Below are 19906 nucleotides of genomic sequence, written 5' to 3' on the forward strand. Positions count from 1 at the left end.
CACGCCGTTCCGAAGGGTTGCCGGAAACCGGGACAGGGGGTGGCGGGAGGGAGTATCTTGCCCGCCTGGCATATGCGGGACGAATGGGCAGCCCCCTAGCCGCGGGCGTTGGTGCCGCCTAGGGCGGCACGGGTGGGCGCGGGCGGCACCCCGTCAGCGCCGGGCTGTGCGACCCACCCCCGCCCGGCCCCCGCCCACGGCCATGTCACTCACACCGGATCCGCAGTCCCCCGCCCGTCGCCGACGGCACCCCGCATGAGGTCCCGCCCGAACTCGACCATCTTCTTCGCGTAGTCCTCGGTCCACTCGGCCCGCTCCGCGATATCCGCGACCATCAGCCGATCGAACCGCCGAGGATCCGCCAGCTGCGCGGCCGCGATCGCCTGGAACTCCACGGCGCGATCCGTCGCCGCCCGAAACGCCTGCGTCAGCTCCGTCGCCCGCGCCAGCAACGCGCGTGGATCCTCGATCGACTCAAGATCGAAGAAGTGCTCCGGATCGTCAGCCACCTGCGCGGGCTCGAAGAGCAGGGGCGCGGGGCGTAGCCGCGGTTCGTGCCGACGCGGCGTGGGCTCCGCCATGTCTGTCTCCTCCTCGTACGTCATGGACCACCGGCCTGTGGAGAGGGCCACCGTCCATTGTCTCGCGCCCCCGCAAGTGGGCCTGCGGCACGTGGCACCGGCACAGGCACAGGCACCGGCACCGGCATCACGGCGGTCCCGCCACCCGCCGCTCGGCCAGGTGTGCCGGCGGCGTGACCGGGCTCCCAGCCGTCCGGGGTTGTGTTCATCGGCCGCTTCCGGCGATCGGCCGCCCCCGTTGGTTCGGCGGCAGTCGGTTGTGCGGGCTGCCGGTGAACTGCCCGGGAGCCGGTCACGGCCGCCACACCACCCGTCGCTCGGCCAGATGTGCCAGCACCGCGTGGTTCGCCTCCCAGCCGTCCGGGAACTTCACGACCGTCCCCAGCTGCACCGGCTCGGTGGACGGATAGTCGTCCAGCAGGTTGCTCACCCCGGCCCGGCAGACCACGACGCAGGCGTGCCGGTGGCGGGAGGTGAGTACGCAGAGCCGGCCGGTCTCAAGATGGAAGGCGGTGGCGTCGGGGCGCCCGGACAGGGGGTGGAGGACCACTGTGACGTCGTACTCGCGGCCCTGGAGACGGTTCGCCGTGTCGACGGTGACCTCGGGGACGCCGAGGTCGACCAGTGCCGCCCGGACCGCCGCCGCCTGGTCCCGGTGGGCCGTGCCGACGGCGATGCGGTCGGCGGTCAGGGGGGCCGGTGCGTCCGACCGCTCCGAGGTGGCCGCACCGCCCCGGTCCAGCAGCCGCCGTACGACCGTCGCCACGGCCCGCACCGCCTCCGGGTCGGTTCGCGGAGTGCGCCGGGCGGGCAGCTCCAGCAGGCCCCAGCCCGATTCGGCCGCCTCGTCGATCACCCGGTCGGGGCCGGAGCCGTCCGAGGGGACCGCGAAGGCCAGCCGCCGGTCGCCGTGGCCGGTGCCGCTGCGGAACGGCGTGTACGGGTAGAACGCGTCCGACACCAGGGGCGCCGCCGACGCCGGGAGCCGCCAGGACACCGGGAGGCGGTGTTGCGGCAGCTCGGGGTTGTGCGCGAGCAGGGTGGTCACGGCGGAGCCCGACGGGTCGTACGTCAGGCCCGCCCACTGCTCGCTGCCCACGATCGCGAACGGATCCAGCTGCCCGGGGTCGCCCACGAACAGCGCCCGCTCGAACAGCCCGGCCACGGCGAGCAGCGCGTCCGAGCGCATCTGGTACGCCTCGTCGACGATCGCGTGCCGCCAGGGCTCGTCGACCTTGACGTGCGCCCACTTGGCGGCCGTAGAGATCACGACCGGGAGGCCGGTCAGGTCGGCGGCCTTCGCGGACTTGCGTACCTGCGGCAGGTCGTCCAGCGCCTTGTCGTACGGGTCGGTGTCGCTGCTGTGCAGCCGGCCGACCGGCAGCCCGGGTTTCTTCTCGGCGAGCCTGAGCACCAGGTCGTCGACCTGGGCGTTCGTCTGCGCCACCACCATCAGGGGGCGCCCGGCATCCGCCAGTTCCAGCGCCGCGCGGACGACGAGCGTGGACTTGCCGGCGCCGGGCGGGGAGTCGACGACGACACCCCGATGCGCGCCGTGCAGGGTGTCGGCGAGGATCGCGTCGGTGGCGCGGGCGGCCGCCGCACCCGGGTCGAAAGCGGCCTGGGTCGTCACAGCAGGTCCTCCGCGGTCATCGGGTCGGCCTCGGGGAGGACCGCCTCACCGGGCGGCCCGCCGTGGGTCCACGGCGTCTGCTCAGGGTCGGGCAGCTTGGCGCCGCCCCGCTGTTCGTGCTCGAAGAGCGTGAAGCAGACCGGGTCGCCCTTGTCCGGCACCGAACCTTCCTCCGGCGTCTTGCCGCGGCCCATCTTGTCGACGATCCGCAGCACGATCAGATCGTCCCCGGCGCGCTCGACGAACTCCGCCGCCTGCGGCTTCCCGCTCAGCGACCGGTACACCCTGACCCGCTCAGCGAGATGCGGCCGGTCGCCGGTGCGGACCGTGATCAGCGGGCGCGGGCTGGGGCGCCTGCTCTCGCTGTACGCCATGACGACGTCCGTGACCTCGCCCGCGAACGCCTCTCCGGACAGCCGCCGCCCGGCCATCACCAGCGGGTCGTCGAGCGCCTCCTGGGCCTCCAGACGCGCCTGTTCCCGCTCGCGCGCGGCAAGCTTGCCGGCCGCGGTGACCGCGTCGTCGCGGCGCGGCTGCGGGGGTTCTCCGGCCGTGATCCGGTCGCGGTGGCCGGTGAAGGACCAGCGGTCGCGCGTCCAGCGCTCCTCGATGTGCGCGCCGGCGGGCAGGGCTCGCAGCAGGTCGAGGCCCTGCCAGACCTTCTGCCAGGTGGGCAGCGTACGGCTCAGCACCAGATCGCGGATCTCCCGCTCGGCGGCGGTGAGTGCACCGAGCCGGTCGTCCGCCTCCAGGCCGTCCTCGGCGGCGGCGAAAGCGGTGCGGGCACGGTCGTAGCGCTCGATGGCGGGTGCGAGCAGCCTGTTGTCGAACGCCGGGTCGGTGGCCGGGCCGGCGGGCGGGCACAGCAGCTGGCCCTGAGCGTCCCGCGCCAGCTCGGCCCGCAGCGCGGCCTCGGTTCCCGGCTCATCGTCCGGCGGGGCGATCCACGCGAGCAGCGCGCCGAGGTGCTGGTCCTCAAGGCTGGACTGGCCGGTCGCCCAGTGCCGGGCCAGCACGTCCGTCATGGCGAGCAGCAGGGCGGAACCGGGCACGCGGGCCCGCTCCCCGACGTGGGTCAGCCACCTGCCGAGCAGCGGGACCCGTGGCGGCGCGGGGTACGGGGTCTCCGGGTCCTGTTCCGCCGTGCGCCGAAAACGCATGGAGCGCCCCAGCAGGCGTACGAAATCGATGCCCGCGCGGCTCGGGACGATCAACTGCGGGGCGTCCGCGCACAGTTCGGCCTCGACCTTGACCCGCTTGCCGGTCTCGGGGTCCGTCTCGGTGCGCTCGGCGGCCTCGACCGCTTCCGCGTACCCGTCGACGTACGGCAGCACGACATCCGCCAGCTCCGCCAGGAACGCGAACCTGAGGTCGCGGTCGCGCGGCTGCGGCACGACCAGCAGTCGCGGCGCGTCCCGGTCGGTGCCCAGCAGCGCGCCGAGCGGGGCGCCGGCCTCACCGGCCGTGGTGAGCGGCACGAAGACGAGGGGGCGGTCGGACAGATGCCGGTGCCGGACCGTGGCCGCGGGCTGGGCGTGACCGGTGGCGACGGCTTCGAGGCGGGCGAGGGTGGAGATCAGCGACACGGGACGGCCTCCCCCACGGCACGCCGGCCGAGCGCCTCCGCCCGCAGCTCCGCCGCCCGCCGCAGTGCCGCCACCGCCGGGTCGTCCGGGTCGCCGGTCTCGCCGCCGGCCGCCGCGAGGACGTCCCCGACCGTCGCCAGACCGCCCAGCTCGGCCCGCACCGCGCGGCCCAGGGAGGTCACCGCACCGGCCGCGCGGGAGCGGTCACGGCAGTGGAAGGCCAGCTCACAGGCGGACAGGCACTCGGGCGCGTAGGCAGCCGGAACCGACTCGACGGCCGCGGTCAGCTCGGCGGCGGGCAGCTCGGGGGAGAAGCAGGTGTTCTCGGGGAGCGCGTCGGCGATGTCCTGGATGCGGGTGAGCCGGGCCAGCTGGCGGCCGGTCACCGCGCGCTGCTTGCGTACGTCGACGGCGGACGCGGTGGGCAGATTGGAGAAGTCCTTCGGGCAGACCAGCAGCACCTGATGGCGTACGCGCGGGGCGGGGGCGAGGCGGGCCGCGACCTGCTCCAGCGCCAGGACGTACACCGCGGCCTGGCGGGCGGCCGCGCCCACCTTCGCCGGGTCCGCCGAGCCGTCCAGCATCGGGAAGGACTTGATCTCGACGACCGTCCAGCTGCCGTCCGGATGCACCACCACCGCGTCCGGCTCCAGGAAGGCGGGCGAACCCGCGACGTCGAGGGCGAGCATCGGATGGTCGAGCAGTGTCCAGTCACGGGCTTCGACGGCCTCGCGCAGTGCCAGCGCCGTACGCGCGGACCGCCCCTCGGGGCCGATCGCTGACAGGTCGGGCACGTGCGCGCGTGCGGGCGGTTCGGCTCCTCGGTCCAGCTTCTCGTGCACCAGCCGCAGCAACTCGGCACCGCCGTCGGCCTTGGCCTTCGCCTCGAACGCGTTGCCCCGGACCAACGCGAACTGGGACTGCCCGAAGGCCGACGGTGCGCCCAGCGCGCTCGCCAGCGCCGCCTTGTCCACCCCGGCGCCGTCGAGGATCGCGCGCCGCTCGCAGCCGGGGTTGGCGGCGAGTGCCGCCAGGGCACGGGCGTCCATCGCCTTGGCGGGGACGTCCGTGCCGCGCAGCTCAGCGAGCCGGTGCCGGAGTGCCGTCCCCCGCGTCCTGGGGGGTGGCACTCGGCTCGGTTCCTGATCCGAACCGGGACTCGCGCTGCCGTGGAATTCGCTCACCCGTGGAAGTCTGGCATCCGCCACTGACAATCGAGGCGGGTGCGTCGGCAGAGCTCTCCGCGCCGGGCACGAACCGCGCCACCAGCCGGGTCCGGACCAGGTTCGCGATCCGCATCACATACGGCGTCAGCAGGAACCCGACGCCCATCACGGCCGCGCCCGCGACCGCGTCGAGGAAGTAGTGGTTAGCGGTGCCCATCACCACGATCGTCGTCACCAGCGGATAGACGACGGCGGCGACCTTCGACAGGCGGGTCCCGCCGTACCGCCAGAGCATCACACCGCACCACAGCGCCCAGCCGCAGTGCAGGCTCGGCATCGCCGCGTACTGGTTGGTCAGGCTGCCCATGCCCTTCGGCGCGCTCGCCTCGCCGCCCCACCAGCCGTACGAGCTGTACTGGGCCATCGTGTCGACGAAGCCGTGGCTCGCGTCGAGCAGGCGGGGCGGGCAGGTGGGCATCAGGGTGAAGCCGATCAGGCCGATGAAGGTGGACGTCATCAGCCAGGTGCGGGCCGCTCGGTAGTGCTGGGAACAGGACCGGAAGAGCCAGATCAGGATCGCGGGCGTGACGACGTAGTGCAGCGACGCGTACCAGAAGTCGGCCGGGACGCCGAGCCAGGGCTCGCGGGTGAACAGGCGGTTGAGCGGATGCTCCGCGTTGAGATGGAGGATCTTCTCGATCCTCAGGATGGCCAGGCCGTGGTCGACGGCCGTGGACACATCGCCCCGGACGAGAAGCCGGCCCCCGGTGTAGCAGGCGTACACCACCAGGATCAGCGGCAGTTCGGTGTACCAGCGCAGCCGGGTCCGTGGGGCTGCCTCGGTGCCCAGTGTCTCGGCGTGTGGCATCCGATCGCCCTCCCCCTTCTCATCGCGCGGCGCCCCGGCGCTCCGGACGTACCACCTTACGGTGTATGTGCCAGCCCGCGAGAGGGCCCTTCGGCCCTGAGAGACGCAGAGATCGCCCGGCGGGTTGCCCACGTTCGCGGTAAGCGATGATGGACGGATCCGACTCGATTCCGTCCGGAACCCCCTGGAATCCCTCTGGAAAGGTCATCCATGGCACCGCGCATCCTGCTGGCCCGGCACGGACAGACGGAGTGGTCGCTGTCCGGCAGACACACCGGCAGGACCGACGTCCCTCTGCTGGAGGAGGGCCGCCGCGGCGCCAAGCTGCTCGGCGAGCGGCTGCACCGGGCGCCGTACGACGGTCTTGCCGGCGTCGAGGTGCGCACCAGCCCGCTGGCACGCGCGCGTGAGACATGCGAACTGGCCGGGTTCGGGGAACGCGCGCGTGCCTGGGACGTGCTCATGGAGTGGGACTACGGCGCGTACGAGGGCATGACTCCCGACGAGATCCAGGCCGGCCGGCCCGGCTGGCTGATCTGGCGGGACGGGGTGCCCGAGGGGGAGAGCCTCGCCGAGGTGGCGGCCCGCGCGGACGAGGCCGTCGCCTGGGCGCGGGCGGCGGACCGGGATGTGCTGGTCTTCGCCCACGGGCACATCCTGCGGTCCATCGGCGCGCGATGGCTGGGCCTGCCGCTCGATTTCGCGACGCGGATACGGCTCAACCCGACATCGCTGTCGGTGCTGGGGTGGGCGTACGGGGAGCCGGCGATCGAGAGCTGGAACGACCTGGGGCACCTGGGCGGGTAGAGCAGCCTGCGTCGCCGCTCATGCCGTACGGTCGCCGCTCATGCCGTACGCGGGAGCGACGCGTGTCTCTCCAGGAAGGCCGACACCTCCGAGGCGCGGCGGTGCGGGAGCAGCACGCGCGCGGTTCCGGCCAGCATCGTCTGGATCCGTGACGACTGGACCTCGCCCAGGAGGTCCAGGACACGCATGCCGGCCAGGGCCGCCTCGTCGGGGTAGCCGCCGCGGGCCAGGTCGTCGGCCAGTTCGGCGGTGTAGAGGGCGATGTTGCGGGTGAAATGGGGGTTCTGGAGCTGGGCCGCGCGCCGGGCGTGGCGGGCCGCGCGGGGCCAGTCGCCCAGGGTGGACCAGCACTGCGCCTCCAGGCCCTCCAGTTCGGCCTCACCGTAGAAGCTCATCCACTCGGGGTCGCCGGCCGAGGGGCCGCGCTCGTAGAGGGCCTGTGCGCGGGCGAGCGACCGCTCGCAGCCGGTGCGGTCGGCGAGCCCCGCCCAGCCGCCCGCCTCACGCAGCGCGAGCAGCGACATCAGGCGCGCGGAACCCAGGGGGCGTGCGACCCGCTGTGCGGCCTGCGCCGCGCGCAACGCCTCCCGCGGCCGTCCCGCGTCCCGCGCGAGGAACGCCGTGTTACAGAAGGCGTGCGCCTCAAGGCCCGGGTCGCCGGACATCCGGGCGGTCGCGAGCGCCTCCGCGTAGTGCGAGCGTGCGTCGTCGAACCGGCCCGAGTCATGGGCCAGCCAGCCCACCGAGATGGCCAGTTCACCGGCGCCCGAGTGCAGGCGGTCGGCGGTCGTCTGCCGGGTGGCGCCGGCGTCGAGCAGCGCGTACGCGGCGCGCAGCGGGGCCGCCGCACGCCGGTAGAGGCCGTCCGCGCCGTGCCGGTCGTCGAGCAGCCGGATTCTGCGCACGGCTTCCTCCACGGCGTCCGCCTCGCTCGCTCCGGAGCGGCGGGCCGGACGCTGGGCGGCCGTGGCGTCGACGGCGAGCCCGATGGGGCCCAGGGCGGCGGCCACCGTGGCGCCACCGCCGGTCATGAATGCGCGACGTAGCACGTCGCTCTCCTCGTGGTTCTCGTGGTTCCCGTGCGTCTCGTACGGGTTCTGCGGGTTCTGCGGGTCATACGGCTCGTACGCCCCTTCCGTCTCAACCGGCCCGTGCGCCGGGCTTGTGGTGTGCGAGGGGGGCGTGTCATCGGGGTTGCGCGCCCCGCGTCCGCGTACGGATGTGCGGGGCGCGAAGCCGAGGTCGGCGAGCGTGCGGCCGGGGAACATGTGCAGGAACACCCGTTCGTACGCGTAGTTGGGGCAGCGGATCTCACCCGCCTCGACCCGACCGATGTAGCGCGCGTCACAGCTGACCTGCTCACCGATCTCGCGGGCGGCCCGCCGGACCGCCGCGGCGAACTCGGCCGGCGAGCGCTGGGCGCGCAACTGCCGGAACGCGAGATTCGGCCGCGGTGGCCGGGGGGACTGAGACGAGGTCACTGTTGACGACGCCATGGCCGGGTCCTCTCGTGCGAACCGTCGAACCATGCCGGAAACAGGGCTGGTTGGCCGTGTGGCACCCTGTGTCCGGCGGGCAAGAACGTACCTGCTGTGTCGGAGCCGCTACGCAGTGTTTGGCTACAAACCGGATATCTCATCCGTGATCTGCCATGAACTGCCATCCTTTGCGGCGGACTTCCCGCGTAGCCGTTGACGCGACGCCGCGTTGGACTCTGTGGACCGGGAGCCGCCCGACTCCCGACCCGCTCGTCCTAGAAGGGGTTCCGTGGTGGAGGCCGGGATGGAGACCAGCCAGAGCGTCGAAGCGCGTATGCCGTGCGTACCGAGTGCCGCGGTGACGACGGCGGGACACGCGCCGACTCCGGATGGCAGCGCGACGCCGTTCGACGCAGCCCCAGACCCAGACTCAGCCCCGGACGCAGACGCGGATGGATGCGAGCTGGTGACCGTGCCGGCTCGGCAGGGGCTGGAGGCGGTGGACATTCTGCGGCGGGGCGCCGGGGACGCGGTGGGGCCGGTGCTGCACGACGACGGCTGCGACACCCTGGGCTTCCTGGTGCCGGCCGGGACCGCGGCGGGATGGGACGTCCCGGGGAGCACGTGTACGGAGACGGACGGGCGAGGGTCGTGCCTCAGCCCTGAGCCGCCGATGGAGGGCTCCGACTGGCTGCTGCCGCCCGGTGAGGCCGACCTCGCGACGGATCCTGCGGTGCTGCGGGCGGCGCTGGGGGAGGCGGCGCGGTTGATCGAGGCGGCGGACAACCGTCGGTGACGGGCGTTTCGGCCCCGACTCACGTTCGCTTGATCCTGACCGTCGGTTGTGGCTGGTGCGGGGGTGGGTCGCGCCCCACGGCGCTTGCGGGGTGCCGCCTGCGCCCACCCGTGCCGCCCTGGGCGGCACGAATGCCCGCAGGCTGGGTGGTGGGGGCCCGCGGCTGGGTGGGTGTGGGCCTGAGACTGTGTGCGTTGCGGGGCCCGCGGCTGTGTGGGTGCGGGTTCGCAGGCTGGGCGGGTGGGGGCCTGCAGGCTGGGCGGGTGGGGGCCTGCAGGCTGGTGGGGGCGGCTGGGCCGATAATGGTGCAATGGGAAAGTCCAGGAACTCGCGGCGCCGTGGGGCGGGTGATGCGGCCGTCGTCGAGGCCGTCGACGGAGGACTGGCCGAGCTCATACCCGATCGGGACCGGACCCGGGGCTGGACGTTGCTCATCGACGGGGCGCCGCAGTCGTATGTGGACCTGGACGACCCCGCTCATCTCTCCTTCGAGTACCAGCGGCGGCTGGGTCACGTCGTCGACCTCGTCGCCCCGCCCGGCAGCCCCGTTCACGTCGTGCATCTCGGCGGTGGGGCGCTGACGCTGGCGCGCTATGTCGCGGCCACCCGGCCCCGGTCGACCCAGCAGGTCGTCGAGCGGGACGCCACCCTCGTACAACTGGTGCGCAGGCAGCTCCCGTTGGAGCCGGGAGCCCGTATCCGGGTGCGGTCCGCGGACGCTCGGGAAGGGCTTGCCAAGGTGCCCGACGGGTGGGCCGACCTGGTCGTGGCCGACGTGTACAGCGGGGCCCGCACGCCCGCTCATCTGACCTCGACGGAGTTCCTCGACGGGGTACGCAGGGCGCTCCGGCCGGGTGGCTGGTACGCCGCCAACCTCGCGGACGGACCCCCGCTGGCCCATCTGCGGGGCCAGGTCGCCACCGCGTCCGCCCGCTTCGCCCAGCTCGCACTGGTGGCCGACCCGACGGTGCTGCGCGGCAAACGGTTCGGCAACGCCGTCCTCGTAGCCTCCGACCACCCCCTCCCGATCCCCGAACTCACCCGCCGCGCCGCCTCCGACCCCCACCCCGGCCGCGTAGAACACGGCAAGCCCCTGACCGACCTCACCGGCGGAGCCACCCCGGTCACGGACGCGGTGGCGGTCGCCTCACCGGTACCCCCGCCTTCCGTATTCCGCTGAACGCCGGTGCGGTACAGCGCCCCGCAAGGGGCGCGGGGCTGTATCGATATGCGGCTCCGCCGCGCGGGCGCGAGCAACCACCGAGCACCCGCAGGCGAAACCACTCCAACCGGCGGAGCTAATACGTTCCGATCTCCACCCGAGGCGCACTGTCGTGCCACGTACAGAACACCGAGACCCGATCCGCACCCTGCGCGAACTCCACCCGGATCCACGTCTCCGTCTTCCACACCTGCATCGACCACCCGGCGGCGGGCGAAGCCGACACCAGCGTGGCGGAGGTCTCGCCCAGGTCGAAGACCGCACGCCCGCCCTCGGTGGCGTAGCTCTTGATCCGGCCGGAGGCGGTGGGGGACGGGCTGGGGGCTTTCGGCGGCGTCTTCGTGGGCGCCGCGCTCGGCTCGCGGGGCGCCGGCGGCTTGCTCGACGGGCCGCGCGTCGGCTCGGCCCGTGCCGTCGGGGAGGCGAGCGGCCTCGACTCCTGTGTGGTCGCGTCGCCGGACGTGATGGGCAGGGCGCGCGGCGGGTCGTACGCCGTGCCGGTCATCACCGTATGGACACCCCACCACGACAACGTGACCGCCGCGCCCGTGGCGAGCGTCCACGCCAGTACGTGTAGGAGACCTCTGCGCATCGCGGGCCATACTGCCTCACGCGTCCCACCGGTGTCGCCCGGCCGCACCCCGCCTGGAGTTATCCACAGGCGCCGGACCGGTGTCCATCGCATGGCGTACGGTGCGGCGCATGGCAAGTGTGCTCGTGGTCGAGGACGACCAGTTCGTACGCTCGGCCCTCATCCGGCATCTGACCGATGCCGCGCACACCGTGCGCAGCGTCGGCACCGCGCTTGAGGCGCTGCGCGAGGTCGCCCATTTCCGTTTCGACGTGGTCATCCTCGACCTCGGCCTGCCCGATCTGGACGGGGCCGAGGCGCTGAAGATGCTGCGCGGCATCACCGACATCCCGGTGATCATCGCCACCGCGCGGGACGACGAGACGGAGATCGTGCGGCTGCTGAACGCGGGCGCGGACGACTACCTGACCAAGCCGTTCTCGGTCGACCACCTCTCCGCCCGGATGGCCGCGGTGCTACGGCGCTCCCGTGCGGCGGGGGGTGAGGCGCCGCCGTCCACCGTGCTCCGCGTCGGCGGGCTGACCGTGGACCCGCTGCGCCGCCAGGCCGAACTGGACGGCGTACGCCTCGACCTGACTCGGCGCGAGTTCGACCTGCTCGCCTTTCTGGCCGGGCGGCCCGGTGTCGTCGTACCGCGCAGGGAACTGCTCGCCGAGGTGTGGCAGCAGTCGTACGGCGACGACCAGACCATCGACGTCCATCTGTCGTGGCTGCGCCGGAAGCTGGGGGAGACGGCGGCGCGGCCGCGTTATCTGCACACCCTGCGCGGGGTCGGCGTGAAGCTGGAGCCACCGGGGGCGGAGCCGCCGCCATGAGGTGGGCACTGGTCAAGGTCTCGCTGGCGGTCACCGCCATGGTCGTCGTCGCCTTCGCGGTGCCGCTCGGCCTCGTCATCAAGGAGATGGCCCGCGACCGCGCGTTCTCCAATGCAGAGCGGGAGGCCGCGGCCGTCGCCCCGGCGCTGTCCATCACCACAGAGCGCGACCAGCTCGAACGGGTCGTCGCCGCCGCGGGCTCGGACGCCGGGATGGCCGTGCACATACCGGCCTCCGACGGTGCCGCCGCCGTCGGCCTGGGCAAGCAGCGTGCCGCCGACGAGGACATCGCGACCGTTCGGAGGCTGGGCCGCGCCTCCACCACCGAGGTGCCCGGCGGCTCCACGCTGCTCCAGCCGGTCGCGCTGAGCTCCGGTGAGATCGCCGTGGTGGAGGTGTACGTCCCCGAGTCCGAGATGACGAACGGCGTCGACACCGCCTGGGCCGTGCTCGCCGCGGTGGGCGTCGCGCTCGTCGTCGGCTCGGTCGCGGTCGCCGACCGGCTGGGCGTACGGATGGTGCAGCCCGCTCAGCGGCTGGTCGAGGGCGCGCATGAACTGGGGGAGGGGAAACTGGGCGCCCGCGTGCCGGAGGAGGGGCCGAACGAACTGCGGCTGGCGGCGGTCGCGTTCAACTCCATGGCCGATCAGGTCGTACAACTGCTCGCGAACGAGCGGGAGTTGGCGGCCGACCTGTCCCACCGGCTGCGCACGCCGCTCACCGTGCTCCGGCTCAACGCCGCCTCGCTCGGCGACGGGCCCGCCGCCGAGCAGACCCGGGCCGCCGTCGCGCAGCTGGAGCACGAGGTCGACACGATCATCCGGACGGCGCGGGAGGCCAAGCCGCAGACCGCGGCGCCGGGTGCCGGTGCCGGGTGCGACGCGGCCGAGGTGGTGCGGGAGCGGATGGGGTTCTGGTCGGCGCTCGCCGAGGACGAGGGGCGCAAGGTGCGGGTGGCCGGGGTGGAGCGGCCGGTGCGGATACCCGTGGCCCGGGCGGATCTGGCGGCGGCGCTGGACGCCCTGCTCGGCAATGTCTTCCGGCACACCCCCGAGGGCACGGCCTTCGCGGTCGACGTGCACAACGGCGAGGACGCGGTGATCGTGCTCGTCTCCGACGCGGGCCCCGGCATACCCGACCCCGAGGCGGCGATGGCCCGCGGGCGCGGCTCGGGAAGCGCGGGTTCGACCGGCCTCGGGCTGGACATCGTGCGGCGCCTCGCGGAGTCGACGGGCGGCGACGTACGCATCGGCTCCTCCGTGCTCGGCGGCACCGAGGTGCGGATCTGGATCCAGCTGGACGGGCGGGCGCCGGAGCGGAGAGGGCATCGGGGGACGGTGCGGACGGTACGGCGGCGGAGGCGGCCGGCGGCCGTGAAGTGAACGCGGGCCTGCCTGCCTCGGAGACGACCACCCCGGCATACCCCCGCAGGGCTTCCGCGCTGACGACTTCCTCCGGGCCCTGGTCCTGATCTCCACCGGCGAGAACATGCCGATCACCTCGGCGCTGAACAAGCTCTCCGGCGCATACGTCATCGACCCCGACGTGGTCGCCGCCGGCGCCATGCTCACCGCGATCCCGACGCTGATCGTGTAGTTCGTGCCGCCGTGTGACTTGTAGCATTTGAGCGGTGCCGCACGAGGGGGAACCGTGATCGAACTGGCCGACATGATCCGAGAGTTGCGGCAGCAGTTGACCGCCGCTGTGGCCGACGGGGACGGGGAGACCGTCCGCTTCGAGCTGGGACCCGTGGAGGTCGAGGCGTCGGTTGCTGTCACACGAGAGGCCGGCGGGGACGCCAAGGTGCGGCTGTGGGTCGTCGACGCGGGCGCCGACGGCCGCTACGCGCACGCCGAGACGCAGCGGATCACGCTCACTCTCACGCCCATGGCGGTGGCGGACGGACGCGCGCCCCGCACGGTGATGATCACAGGCGGATCGGTTGACGGCGAGCGCTGACCGGGGGCTACGGCCGGAGCGGGCCGCGGAGGTCATCGTCGGACCAGCCGATACGGGTCGCCGCGGCTCGGGATATCTCGTGGTGCCCGGGCGGGTGCTCACGGCCGCGCATGTCGTCAAGGGCGGCCAGGGCATCCGGGTGCGCTTCAACGCGGACCGTCCGGGGACGCGGTTCGTCGAGGCGGTGGTGGCATGGAAGCACCCAGGCGGGGCACGTCGTGGTCGTAAGGGAGCCACGAGGGTGAACCAGGGAGCCGGAGCTCCGTTCAGCTGAGGTCTCGGTCCTTCACGGCATGCAGCAGGGCGGCGAGGGCGTGGGGTGTGGTGGTGGCGATCTCGTGGGGGTGGTCGCTCTCGCGGAGGTGGATGCGGGACGGGGAGGGCGCCGCCAGTTCTACGCACTCGCCCTCGCCGCCGGTGCTGAACGACGACTTCTGCCAGACGAGTTGGGGCACGGCGGGTCCTCTCACAAGGTGTACATGACGTGCTGGATCAGGCTGAGCGAGTCGCGTGACTCGTGCGACTCGGGGGCCGATTCCGGGTCGACCGGTGCCAGCGCCAGTTCCGAGAGTCGCTCGAACATTTTGGCGTACTCGTCGAGTTCGACTCCATCCCAAAGGAAGAGCGAGTTTGTGGGGTGCTCCAGGTAGACCGTGTCCAGTTCGGGGACTCCGCATCCGAAGATGACGAACGAGCGACTGTGCGCGGCGTAGACGCCTGCCTCGAACGGGAACACCTGTACGGTCACGTTGGGTGACCGGCAGGCTTCCATCAGCCGGAGCAGTTGCCTGCGCATGACCGTCGGACCGCCCACCCGAGTGTGAAGTGCCGCTTCGTGGATGATCGCGTGGTACCTCCCGGCTGAGTCGCCAGTCAGGGCGCGCTGCCGAGCCAGCCTGAACTCGGAATATCGATCGGCGCGTTGGGGCTCGGGTTCCGTGGCGGCGAGAACCGCCCGGGCGTACTCCTCGGTCTGGAGCATGCCAGGGACGACCAGTGGATTGTGCGTGTGTATCACCGTCGAGCGCGATTCGAGTTCGGCCAGATCGCGGGCTGCCGGACCGATCGTGTCGGCGAACTCGTCCCACCAACCCCTCCCGCGCTCCTGAGCCATGGCCATCAACGCGTCGAAGTACGGTCCGGGTGGACACTCGTACTCCCGGAGCACCTTGTACAGGCGGTTGCGGGACACGTCGATGCGCCCGGTCTCGATGTTGCTGACGCGGGCGCGGTCCGCGTCCAGGAACGCGGCCGCCTGCTCGCCGGAGAGCCCGGCGCGGACGCGCAGTTTGCGCAGTTCCGCTCCGAGCCTGCGCTGGCGTTCGCTGGGATTGGTCCTGGGTGCCATGGTCGACCTCCTGATCAAGCAGTCTGTCGCCCTCCCTGAACGCGGGTCGCCAGGCTGTTGGTCCATCACTCACTTGGGTGACTCCTGAGGGAGACGCTTGCTGCAAAGGAAAACATTTCCCTATCGTCGATGGCAAGCCAACCACCCCGCCCCACGAGGAAGTGCCCCTGCCCTCACGCCAGTTGAGGCCCGGACCTGGTCACCGCGTGGGCTGACCACCCCCGAAAGGGGCCCCATGGAAGACCTCCCACTCCCCATCACCGACGTCTCCCTCGTCTTCCCGCCCCACCCCGCCTACGTCCGCACCGCCCGCGAAACGGTCCGCACCCTCCTCGTCGCATCCCACCGCCCCGAACTCACCGACACCGCAGTCCTGCTGACCTCCGAGGCAGTCACCAACGCCATCAACGCCTGTGCGGAAAAGGGCTGCACGACACCCGTCACCCTCTACGCCGGCTGGGCCGACCCCACCCGCCTCCGCGTCCTGATCCACGACGAAGCCCCCGGCCGGCCCAGCTGCCGTATTTCCACCCCCGACGACGAAGACGGCCGCGGCATACACCTCATCTCGTACGGGGCCGACGCCTGGGGCGTGTGCACCCACGGTCCCGGCCGGGGCAAGGCCACCTGGTTCGAGGTGGGCGGGCTCCGGCGGAGGTGGCAGTGGAGGATCCAGTGGCGGCGGAGGAAATGGGCCCGGTGGCGGCGGCCTCGTCGTCTACGGCCCGCCCAGCTGTGGAGTTCCGCCGCTCGCGGCCTGTGGCCCCGTCTACGGCCCACCAGCACCAGCGCAGCCTCCGCTCCTCCTGGGGCCCGACCCGGCTCCCATCCTGTCCTTCTCAGCCAACTGCGGCATAGAGTCGGAGTGGAACTACGTCTGCAACGCGGGCAACGGGCTCATGACCTCCGGCACCTACATTCAGGAGGGATTCAACCGCGCCGGCAAGGTCACCACGCAGGCCGGCAGGGACCTCCGGAGCAACCCCGACCCGAAGGCGCGCAGCAAGGCAGGAAAGACCCTGCGCTCCTTGCAGACCCATCCCGGTGTGCAGCGAGTTGCGGGCGGCGGACGGGGAGCAGTGGCGCAGGGCCTGGGAAGAGGGCTGCTCGTCGGCGGTATCGCCTTCACGGCCTGGTCCAACTACAACAGCACTGGCGGGGACATCCCCCTGACGGTTGCCGAGACGGCCTTTGACACAGGCGTCGTCATGGGCGCCACCCATGTGGGCGCCACCCTAGGCGCGGCGATTGGAACGGCGATCACGCCCGGAGTGGGCACGGTTGTCGGCAGCGCTATCGGAGGCGCGGCGGGGGCCGTGACGGGCATCCTTATGACTGGCCCTGTCAACAACTTCATGTCGAACACTTGGGAGGGGGTCAAGGGGTGGTTCGACTGAACGATAGCTGGCGGTAGTGAACAGGGCGGGCTCTGGCGAGTACGCGCTTCCGGAGCCCGCCCAGTGGAGTGCCTCTAGAGCGGAGGCTGCTTGGACGGACAGAGTGGGAGGGACCACGCGGATGACATATTTGGGGATCGGGTTTGGCCTTGCTTTGATCTTTATGTCCTGGAAAGTAACGCAGCTTTGGAGGAACGCCAACCTCGTCGCCTACTTCATGGACACTTTCGCTTTCCTTCCATTCGGTCATGACGTGAGAAGAGGCGAAGTACGCTCTCTCGGGGTCAGAGTCATTTTTCTATGGGGTATCTTGGCGATGTTCTTCCTGGGGCTCTATGACGTAACGATGGATGGTGTCTTGTTGGCTCTGTCTGGCGTTCTCGTGATCGTGGTCATGCTCTGTCTGATGCTTGAGGTCTGTGTCGTCCTGTTCAACCGTCCGAAGTTCATAGTGCCGCCGCACATGAGATCTGATCTCGGAGTGATAGCGGCACGTCGCGCACGTCGGAGGAAGGTGAGGCGCAGGTCGGTGCGGGAGTGACACAGGGCCTGATCAACAGCGGATCCGATGAGGAGCGGCCGGAGCTGTCGTGGGCATCCTGTCCACCGGTCCTGTGAACAACGGCCTATCCAGAGGCTGGAAGAAGCTGAAAGGACTGTTCGGTTGACGATCAGAGCCACGGCACCTCTCCAAGAGCTCGCCGGGATACGCACGGCCCGCCACAGCGGGTGTGAGAACAGGGGCGCTCAGTGGCGATCTTCCTGACCTGTTTCTGGGCTGTCGGGACCCCGTTTCTGACCTGGAAAACGATTCAGCTCTGGCGTGACCCGGAACAGGTGGCCTTCTTCGAGCGAGGCTTCACCTTCTTGCCCTTCGGACCAGAGGTGCGGCGAGGTGAGGTGCGTTCGCTGGCGGTCACCGCTGTGGGCGTTTGGGCCATCACCGTCCTGGTGCTGGTCGGGGTCTGGGACGCGGAGGGGGAGATGCGAATGGCCTCGCTCATCGCCTTTGTGTGCGCCTTTTTGCTTCTCATGACGTGCGTCGTGGTCGAGGTCGCCGTCATCCTCTTCAACCGTCCCAAGTTCGTGGTCCCACCCCACATGAGATCCGATCCCGGGGTAATCGCAGAGCGCCGGTCACGCCGGAGGGCGACGCGCAAGAAGCCGGAAAGTCGCCTGCTGGACCGACCTCACCCGCCTCCGCGTCCTCGTCCATGACGAAGCCCGCGGCCTGCCTGCTCGCCGTGCTGCCGCCCCCGACGGCGAGGACGGCCGAGGCGTACACCTCATCTCGCACGGTGCCGACGCCTGGGGCGTGTGCACGCACGGTCCGGGTCAGGGCAAGGCGGCCTGGTTCGAGCTGGTGGATATACTGAATTAGCTCGTGGATATCCAGGAGGTTCCTCGTGACCAAGACGCTGATCGACATCGATGATGAGCTGCTCGCCGAGGCGGCCATAGCGTTTGGAACCAAGACGAAGAAGGACACCGTCAACGCCGCTCTCAGGGAGGGCGTCGAGCGCAAGAAGCGGGCGCTCGCGCTGGCCCGGCTCGCGGCGCGGGCGGATGCCGGTGACTTCGACGTGTTGCTGGACAAGGAGAACTACCGTCGATGAGTGCGGCGGCCTATCTCGTCGACACCAGCGCCCTGGTCCGCGTCCTGAAGCGGCCTGCCCGTGATCTCTGGGAGAAACCGCTGGAAGAGGGACTGATCGCGCGCTGCCCGGTCACCGAGGTCGAATTCCTCTACAGCGCCCGGAACGCCGAGGACCGTGCGGAGCTGGTCCAGGATCTGGATGCGCTGTTCGGCTGGACACCTCTGGACGATCGGACGGTGACGCGGGCGTGGGACGTGCAGCGGGAGCTCACCGAGAAGGGGCGGCACCGTTCCGCGGGAGCGGTGGACCTCCTCGTCGCCGCCACGGCTGAGCTCCAAGGGCTGACCATGCTCCACTACGACAACGACTTCGAGACCATCGCCTCGGTCACCGGCCAGCCGACCCAGTGGCTCGCTCCCCCGGGCAGCCTCTGACCGCGATCACGATCACGATCGTGTCCGGGGCGCGGCATGCCCCCACCGCATGCCGCGCCCCGCCCCCCCCGTCAGTCCCCCTCGATGGCCGGCAGGGCCCCCGTACGCGCGGCCTTTCCATACCACCGCGCGCTCGACTTCGGCGTCCGCTCCAGCGTGGAGTAGTCCACGTAGACCGTGCCGAAGCGCTTGCTGTAGCCGTACGCCCATTCGAAGTTGTCCAGCAGGGACCACAGGTAGTACCCGCGGACGTCGGCGCCGTCGGTGATGGCCTGGCGTACGGCGGTCAGGTGGCCGTGGAGGTAGGCGATCCGCTCGGGGTCGTGGACGCGGCCGTCGGGGTCCGGCTTGTCGTCGTAGGCCGCGCCGTTCTCGGTGATGTACAGCGGCAGGCCCGGGGCCTCGCGCGTGTAGCGCATGATCAGCTCGTGCAGGCCGGTCGGGTCGATCGTCCAGCCCATCTCCGTGCGGTCGCCCGGCGTCTGATGGAAGGCGACGTCGTCCGCGCCCGGCCAGGGAGAGAAGGGGCTGGCTCCGTGACCGTCGGCGCGGGGCCCCGCCGGAGCCGCCTGCGTCGTCGAAACCAGCGCCGGTGTGTAGTAGTTGAGGCCCAGCGCGTCCAACGGCTGGTGGATCAGGGCCAGGTCGCCGTCCAGGACGAACGACCAGTCCGTGACCGACGACGTGGCGGTGAACAGCGTCTGCGGGTAGGCGCCGTTCAGCATCGGGCCGTGAAAGACGCCGTTGGCCAGGTCGTCGATCTTCTGCGCCGCCGCCAGGTCGGCCGGGTCCTGGGTGACCGTCCTGACCACCGAGGAGTTGAGGCTCACCGCCACGGAGTTGCGGGCGGGCATCGTCGTACGCAGTGCCGACGTGCCCAGGCCGTGCGCCAGGTTCAGATGGTGCGCCGCCTTCAGCGAGGCCGCCGCGTCCGTGCGGCCCGGCGCGTGGACGCCCGACCCGTAGCCCAGGAACGCGCTGCACCACGGCTCGTTGAGGGTGATCCACTGCTCCACCCGGTCGCCGAGCGCCTCGGCGACGATCTGTGCGTACTCGGCGAACCGGAACGCCGTGTCCCGCTCCGGCCAGCCGCCCGCGTCCTCCAGCTCCTGCGGCAGGTCCCAGTGGTAGAGGGTGACGGCCGGCTTGATGCCGGCCGCCAGCAGCTCGTCCACCAGCCGGCGGTAGAAGTCCAGGCCCTTCTGGACGGCCGGGCCGCGCCCGGTCGGCTGCACCCGCGACCAGGACACCGAGAAGCGGTACGCGCTCAGGCCCAGTTCCGCCATCAGCGCGACGTCCTCGCGGTAGCGGTGGTAGTGGTCGACAGCGATGTCACCGTGCTCGCCACCGGCCGTCTTTCCCGGCGTGTGGCTGAAGGTGTCCCAGATCGAGGGGGTCCTGCCGCCCTCCCGCACCGCCCCCTCGATCTGGTACGCGGAGGTCGCGGCGCCCCAGAGGAAGGCGGGAGGAAAGGTCACGGGCGATTCGGGTCCAGGCATGGAAGCGCTCCCAATGGGGGTCGTGAAGACCGGAGTAGGGGGAAGTGGGCAGGGAGGGAAGGGATGGAGGAAGGGGGGACGGGAGGGAAGGGGCCGAGGCGGCGGTGACTCGGCCCCCGAGCGAGGT

General features: G+C 71.4%; 21 protein-coding genes and 2 pseudogenes. 13 read left to right on the top strand and 10 right to left on the bottom strand.

The genetic code is table 11. The annotated features are described in order from the left end of the window. Positions 1–209: 209 nt before the first annotated feature. From GFH49_RS06315 to GFH49_RS06335, 5 genes are all read right to left on the bottom strand, one after another. A complete protein-coding gene (locus GFH49_RS06315) occupies positions 210–581 on the bottom strand; it encodes a DUF8844 domain-containing protein (protein ID WP_155054758.1) in 372 nt (123 codons plus the stop codon). A gap of 292 nt (positions 582–873) precedes the next feature. Beyond that, entirely contained in the window at positions 874–2214 is a 1341-nt protein-coding gene (locus GFH49_RS06320; RefSeq protein WP_155054759.1) for an AAA domain-containing protein, read from the bottom strand. Beyond that, a complete protein-coding gene (locus tag GFH49_RS06325) occupies positions 2211–3800 on the bottom strand; it encodes an amino acid adenylation domain-containing protein (protein ID WP_155054760.1) in 1590 nt (529 codons plus the stop codon). Before GFH49_RS06325 ends, GFH49_RS06320 begins: the two co-directional genes overlap by 4 nt. Next, a complete protein-coding gene (locus GFH49_RS06330) occupies positions 3791–4930 on the bottom strand; it encodes a hypothetical protein (protein WP_155054761.1) in 1140 nt (379 codons plus the stop codon). The genes GFH49_RS06325 and GFH49_RS06330 overlap by 10 nt, the downstream gene beginning before the upstream one ends. Then, positions 4881–5834: a phosphatase PAP2 family protein gene (locus GFH49_RS06335; RefSeq protein ID WP_155054762.1), complete on the bottom strand. Its 954-nt coding sequence runs from the start codon at positions 5832–5834 to the stop codon at positions 4881–4883. The genes GFH49_RS06330 and GFH49_RS06335 overlap by 50 nt, the downstream gene beginning before the upstream one ends. A 210-nt stretch (positions 5835–6044) precedes the next feature. Here GFH49_RS06335 and GFH49_RS06340 point away from each other — a divergent pair, with 210 nt between their 5' ends. Then, entirely contained in the window at positions 6045–6641 is a 597-nt protein-coding gene (locus tag GFH49_RS06340; protein ID WP_155054763.1) for a histidine phosphatase family protein, read from the top strand. A 38-nt stretch (positions 6642–6679) separates the two neighbouring features. Here GFH49_RS06340 and GFH49_RS06345 read toward each other — a convergent pair whose 3' ends face one another. Continuing rightward, positions 6680–8137, bottom strand: coding sequence for an NsdA family TPR-like regulatory protein (locus tag GFH49_RS06345; RefSeq protein WP_155054764.1), 1458 nt, complete (start codon positions 8135–8137; stop codon positions 6680–6682). A gap of 271 nt (positions 8138–8408) precedes the next feature. On the opposite strand from GFH49_RS06345, the gene GFH49_RS06350 reads away from it, so the two are divergent. Then, positions 8409–8915 (top strand): hypothetical protein, encoded by a 507-nt coding sequence (locus GFH49_RS06350; RefSeq protein ID WP_155054765.1) that lies wholly within the window; start codon positions 8409–8411, stop codon positions 8913–8915. Positions 8916–9225: 310 nt separating this feature from the next. Then, entirely contained in the window at positions 9226–10095 is an 870-nt protein-coding gene (locus GFH49_RS06355) for a spermidine synthase (protein WP_155054766.1), read from the top strand. Positions 10096–10213: 118 nt separating this feature from the next. Here GFH49_RS06355 and GFH49_RS06360 read toward each other — a convergent pair whose 3' ends face one another. Next, complete coding sequence (locus GFH49_RS06360) at positions 10214–10729, bottom strand: hypothetical protein (protein ID WP_155054767.1); 516 nt, start codon at positions 10727–10729, stop codon at positions 10214–10216. A 110-nt stretch (positions 10730–10839) separates the two neighbouring features. On the opposite strand from GFH49_RS06360, the gene GFH49_RS06365 reads away from it, so the two are divergent. From GFH49_RS06365 to GFH49_RS06380, 4 genes and pseudogenes are all read left to right on the top strand, one after another. Beyond that, positions 10840–11544, top strand: a complete 705-nt coding sequence (locus GFH49_RS06365) for a response regulator transcription factor (protein ID WP_155054768.1) — start codon at positions 10840–10842, stop codon at positions 11542–11544. Then, positions 11541–12926, top strand: a complete 1386-nt coding sequence (locus GFH49_RS06370) for a HAMP domain-containing sensor histidine kinase (RefSeq protein WP_155054769.1) — start codon at positions 11541–11543, stop codon at positions 12924–12926. Before GFH49_RS06365 ends, GFH49_RS06370 begins: the two co-directional genes overlap by 4 nt. 61 nt (positions 12927–12987) lie before the next feature. Beyond that, positions 12988–13140: pseudogene (locus tag GFH49_RS06375) on the top strand (carbohydrate ABC transporter permease); the annotation flags it as partial. 54 nt (positions 13141–13194) lie between these two features. Next, complete coding sequence (locus GFH49_RS06380; protein WP_155054770.1) at positions 13195–13503, top strand: trypco2 family protein; 309 nt, start codon at positions 13195–13197, stop codon at positions 13501–13503. A 266-nt stretch (positions 13504–13769) separates the two neighbouring features. On the opposite strand, the gene GFH49_RS06385 is transcribed toward GFH49_RS06380, so the two are convergent. Further along, complete coding sequence (locus GFH49_RS06385; protein ID WP_155054771.1) at positions 13770–13958, bottom strand: DUF397 domain-containing protein; 189 nt, start codon at positions 13956–13958, stop codon at positions 13770–13772. Positions 13959–13969: 11 nt separating this feature from the next. Further along, positions 13970–14851 (bottom strand): helix-turn-helix domain-containing protein, encoded by an 882-nt coding sequence (locus GFH49_RS06390; protein ID WP_155054772.1) that lies wholly within the window; start codon positions 14849–14851, stop codon positions 13970–13972. 235 nt (positions 14852–15086) lie between these two features. On the opposite strand from GFH49_RS06390, the pseudogene GFH49_RS39910 reads away from it, so the two are divergent. The 6 genes and pseudogenes from GFH49_RS39910 to GFH49_RS06415 all read left to right on the top strand — a co-directional run. Next, a pseudogene (locus GFH49_RS39910) lies at positions 15087–15374 on the top strand (ATP-binding protein); the annotation flags it as partial. Between the two features lie 376 nt (positions 15375–15750). Beyond that, positions 15751–16248, top strand: a complete 498-nt coding sequence (locus tag GFH49_RS39915) for a hypothetical protein (protein ID WP_230396195.1) — start codon at positions 15751–15753, stop codon at positions 16246–16248. Positions 16249–16369: 121 nt separating this feature from the next. After that, positions 16370–16789, top strand: coding sequence for a hypothetical protein (locus tag GFH49_RS06400; protein ID WP_155054774.1), 420 nt, complete (start codon positions 16370–16372; stop codon positions 16787–16789). 209 nt (positions 16790–16998) lie between these two features. Beyond that, positions 16999–17466, top strand: coding sequence for a hypothetical protein (locus tag GFH49_RS06405; RefSeq protein ID WP_155054775.1), 468 nt, complete (start codon positions 16999–17001; stop codon positions 17464–17466). Positions 17467–17654: 188 nt separating this feature from the next. Further along, positions 17655–17864, top strand: a complete 210-nt coding sequence (locus GFH49_RS06410) for a type II toxin-antitoxin system VapB family antitoxin (RefSeq protein WP_155054776.1) — start codon at positions 17655–17657, stop codon at positions 17862–17864. Beyond that, complete coding sequence (locus GFH49_RS06415) at positions 17861–18280, top strand: PIN domain nuclease (RefSeq protein WP_155054777.1); 420 nt, start codon at positions 17861–17863, stop codon at positions 18278–18280. The genes GFH49_RS06410 and GFH49_RS06415 overlap by 4 nt, the downstream gene beginning before the upstream one ends. Positions 18281–18351: 71 nt before the next feature. Here the strand turns inward: GFH49_RS06415 and GFH49_RS06420 are convergent, their stop codons facing one another. Further along, positions 18352–19779 carry a GH1 family beta-glucosidase gene (locus GFH49_RS06420; RefSeq protein WP_155054778.1) on the bottom strand — a complete coding sequence of 476 codons (1428 nt, stop codon included), beginning with the start codon at positions 19777–19779 and terminating at the stop codon, positions 18352–18354. Positions 19780–19906 lie beyond the last annotated feature (127 nt).

Origin of the sequence: Streptomyces blattellae, assembly GCF_009709555.1 — a bacterium.
Taxonomy (GTDB): domain Bacteria; phylum Actinomycetota; class Actinomycetes; order Streptomycetales; family Streptomycetaceae; genus Streptomyces; species Streptomyces blattellae.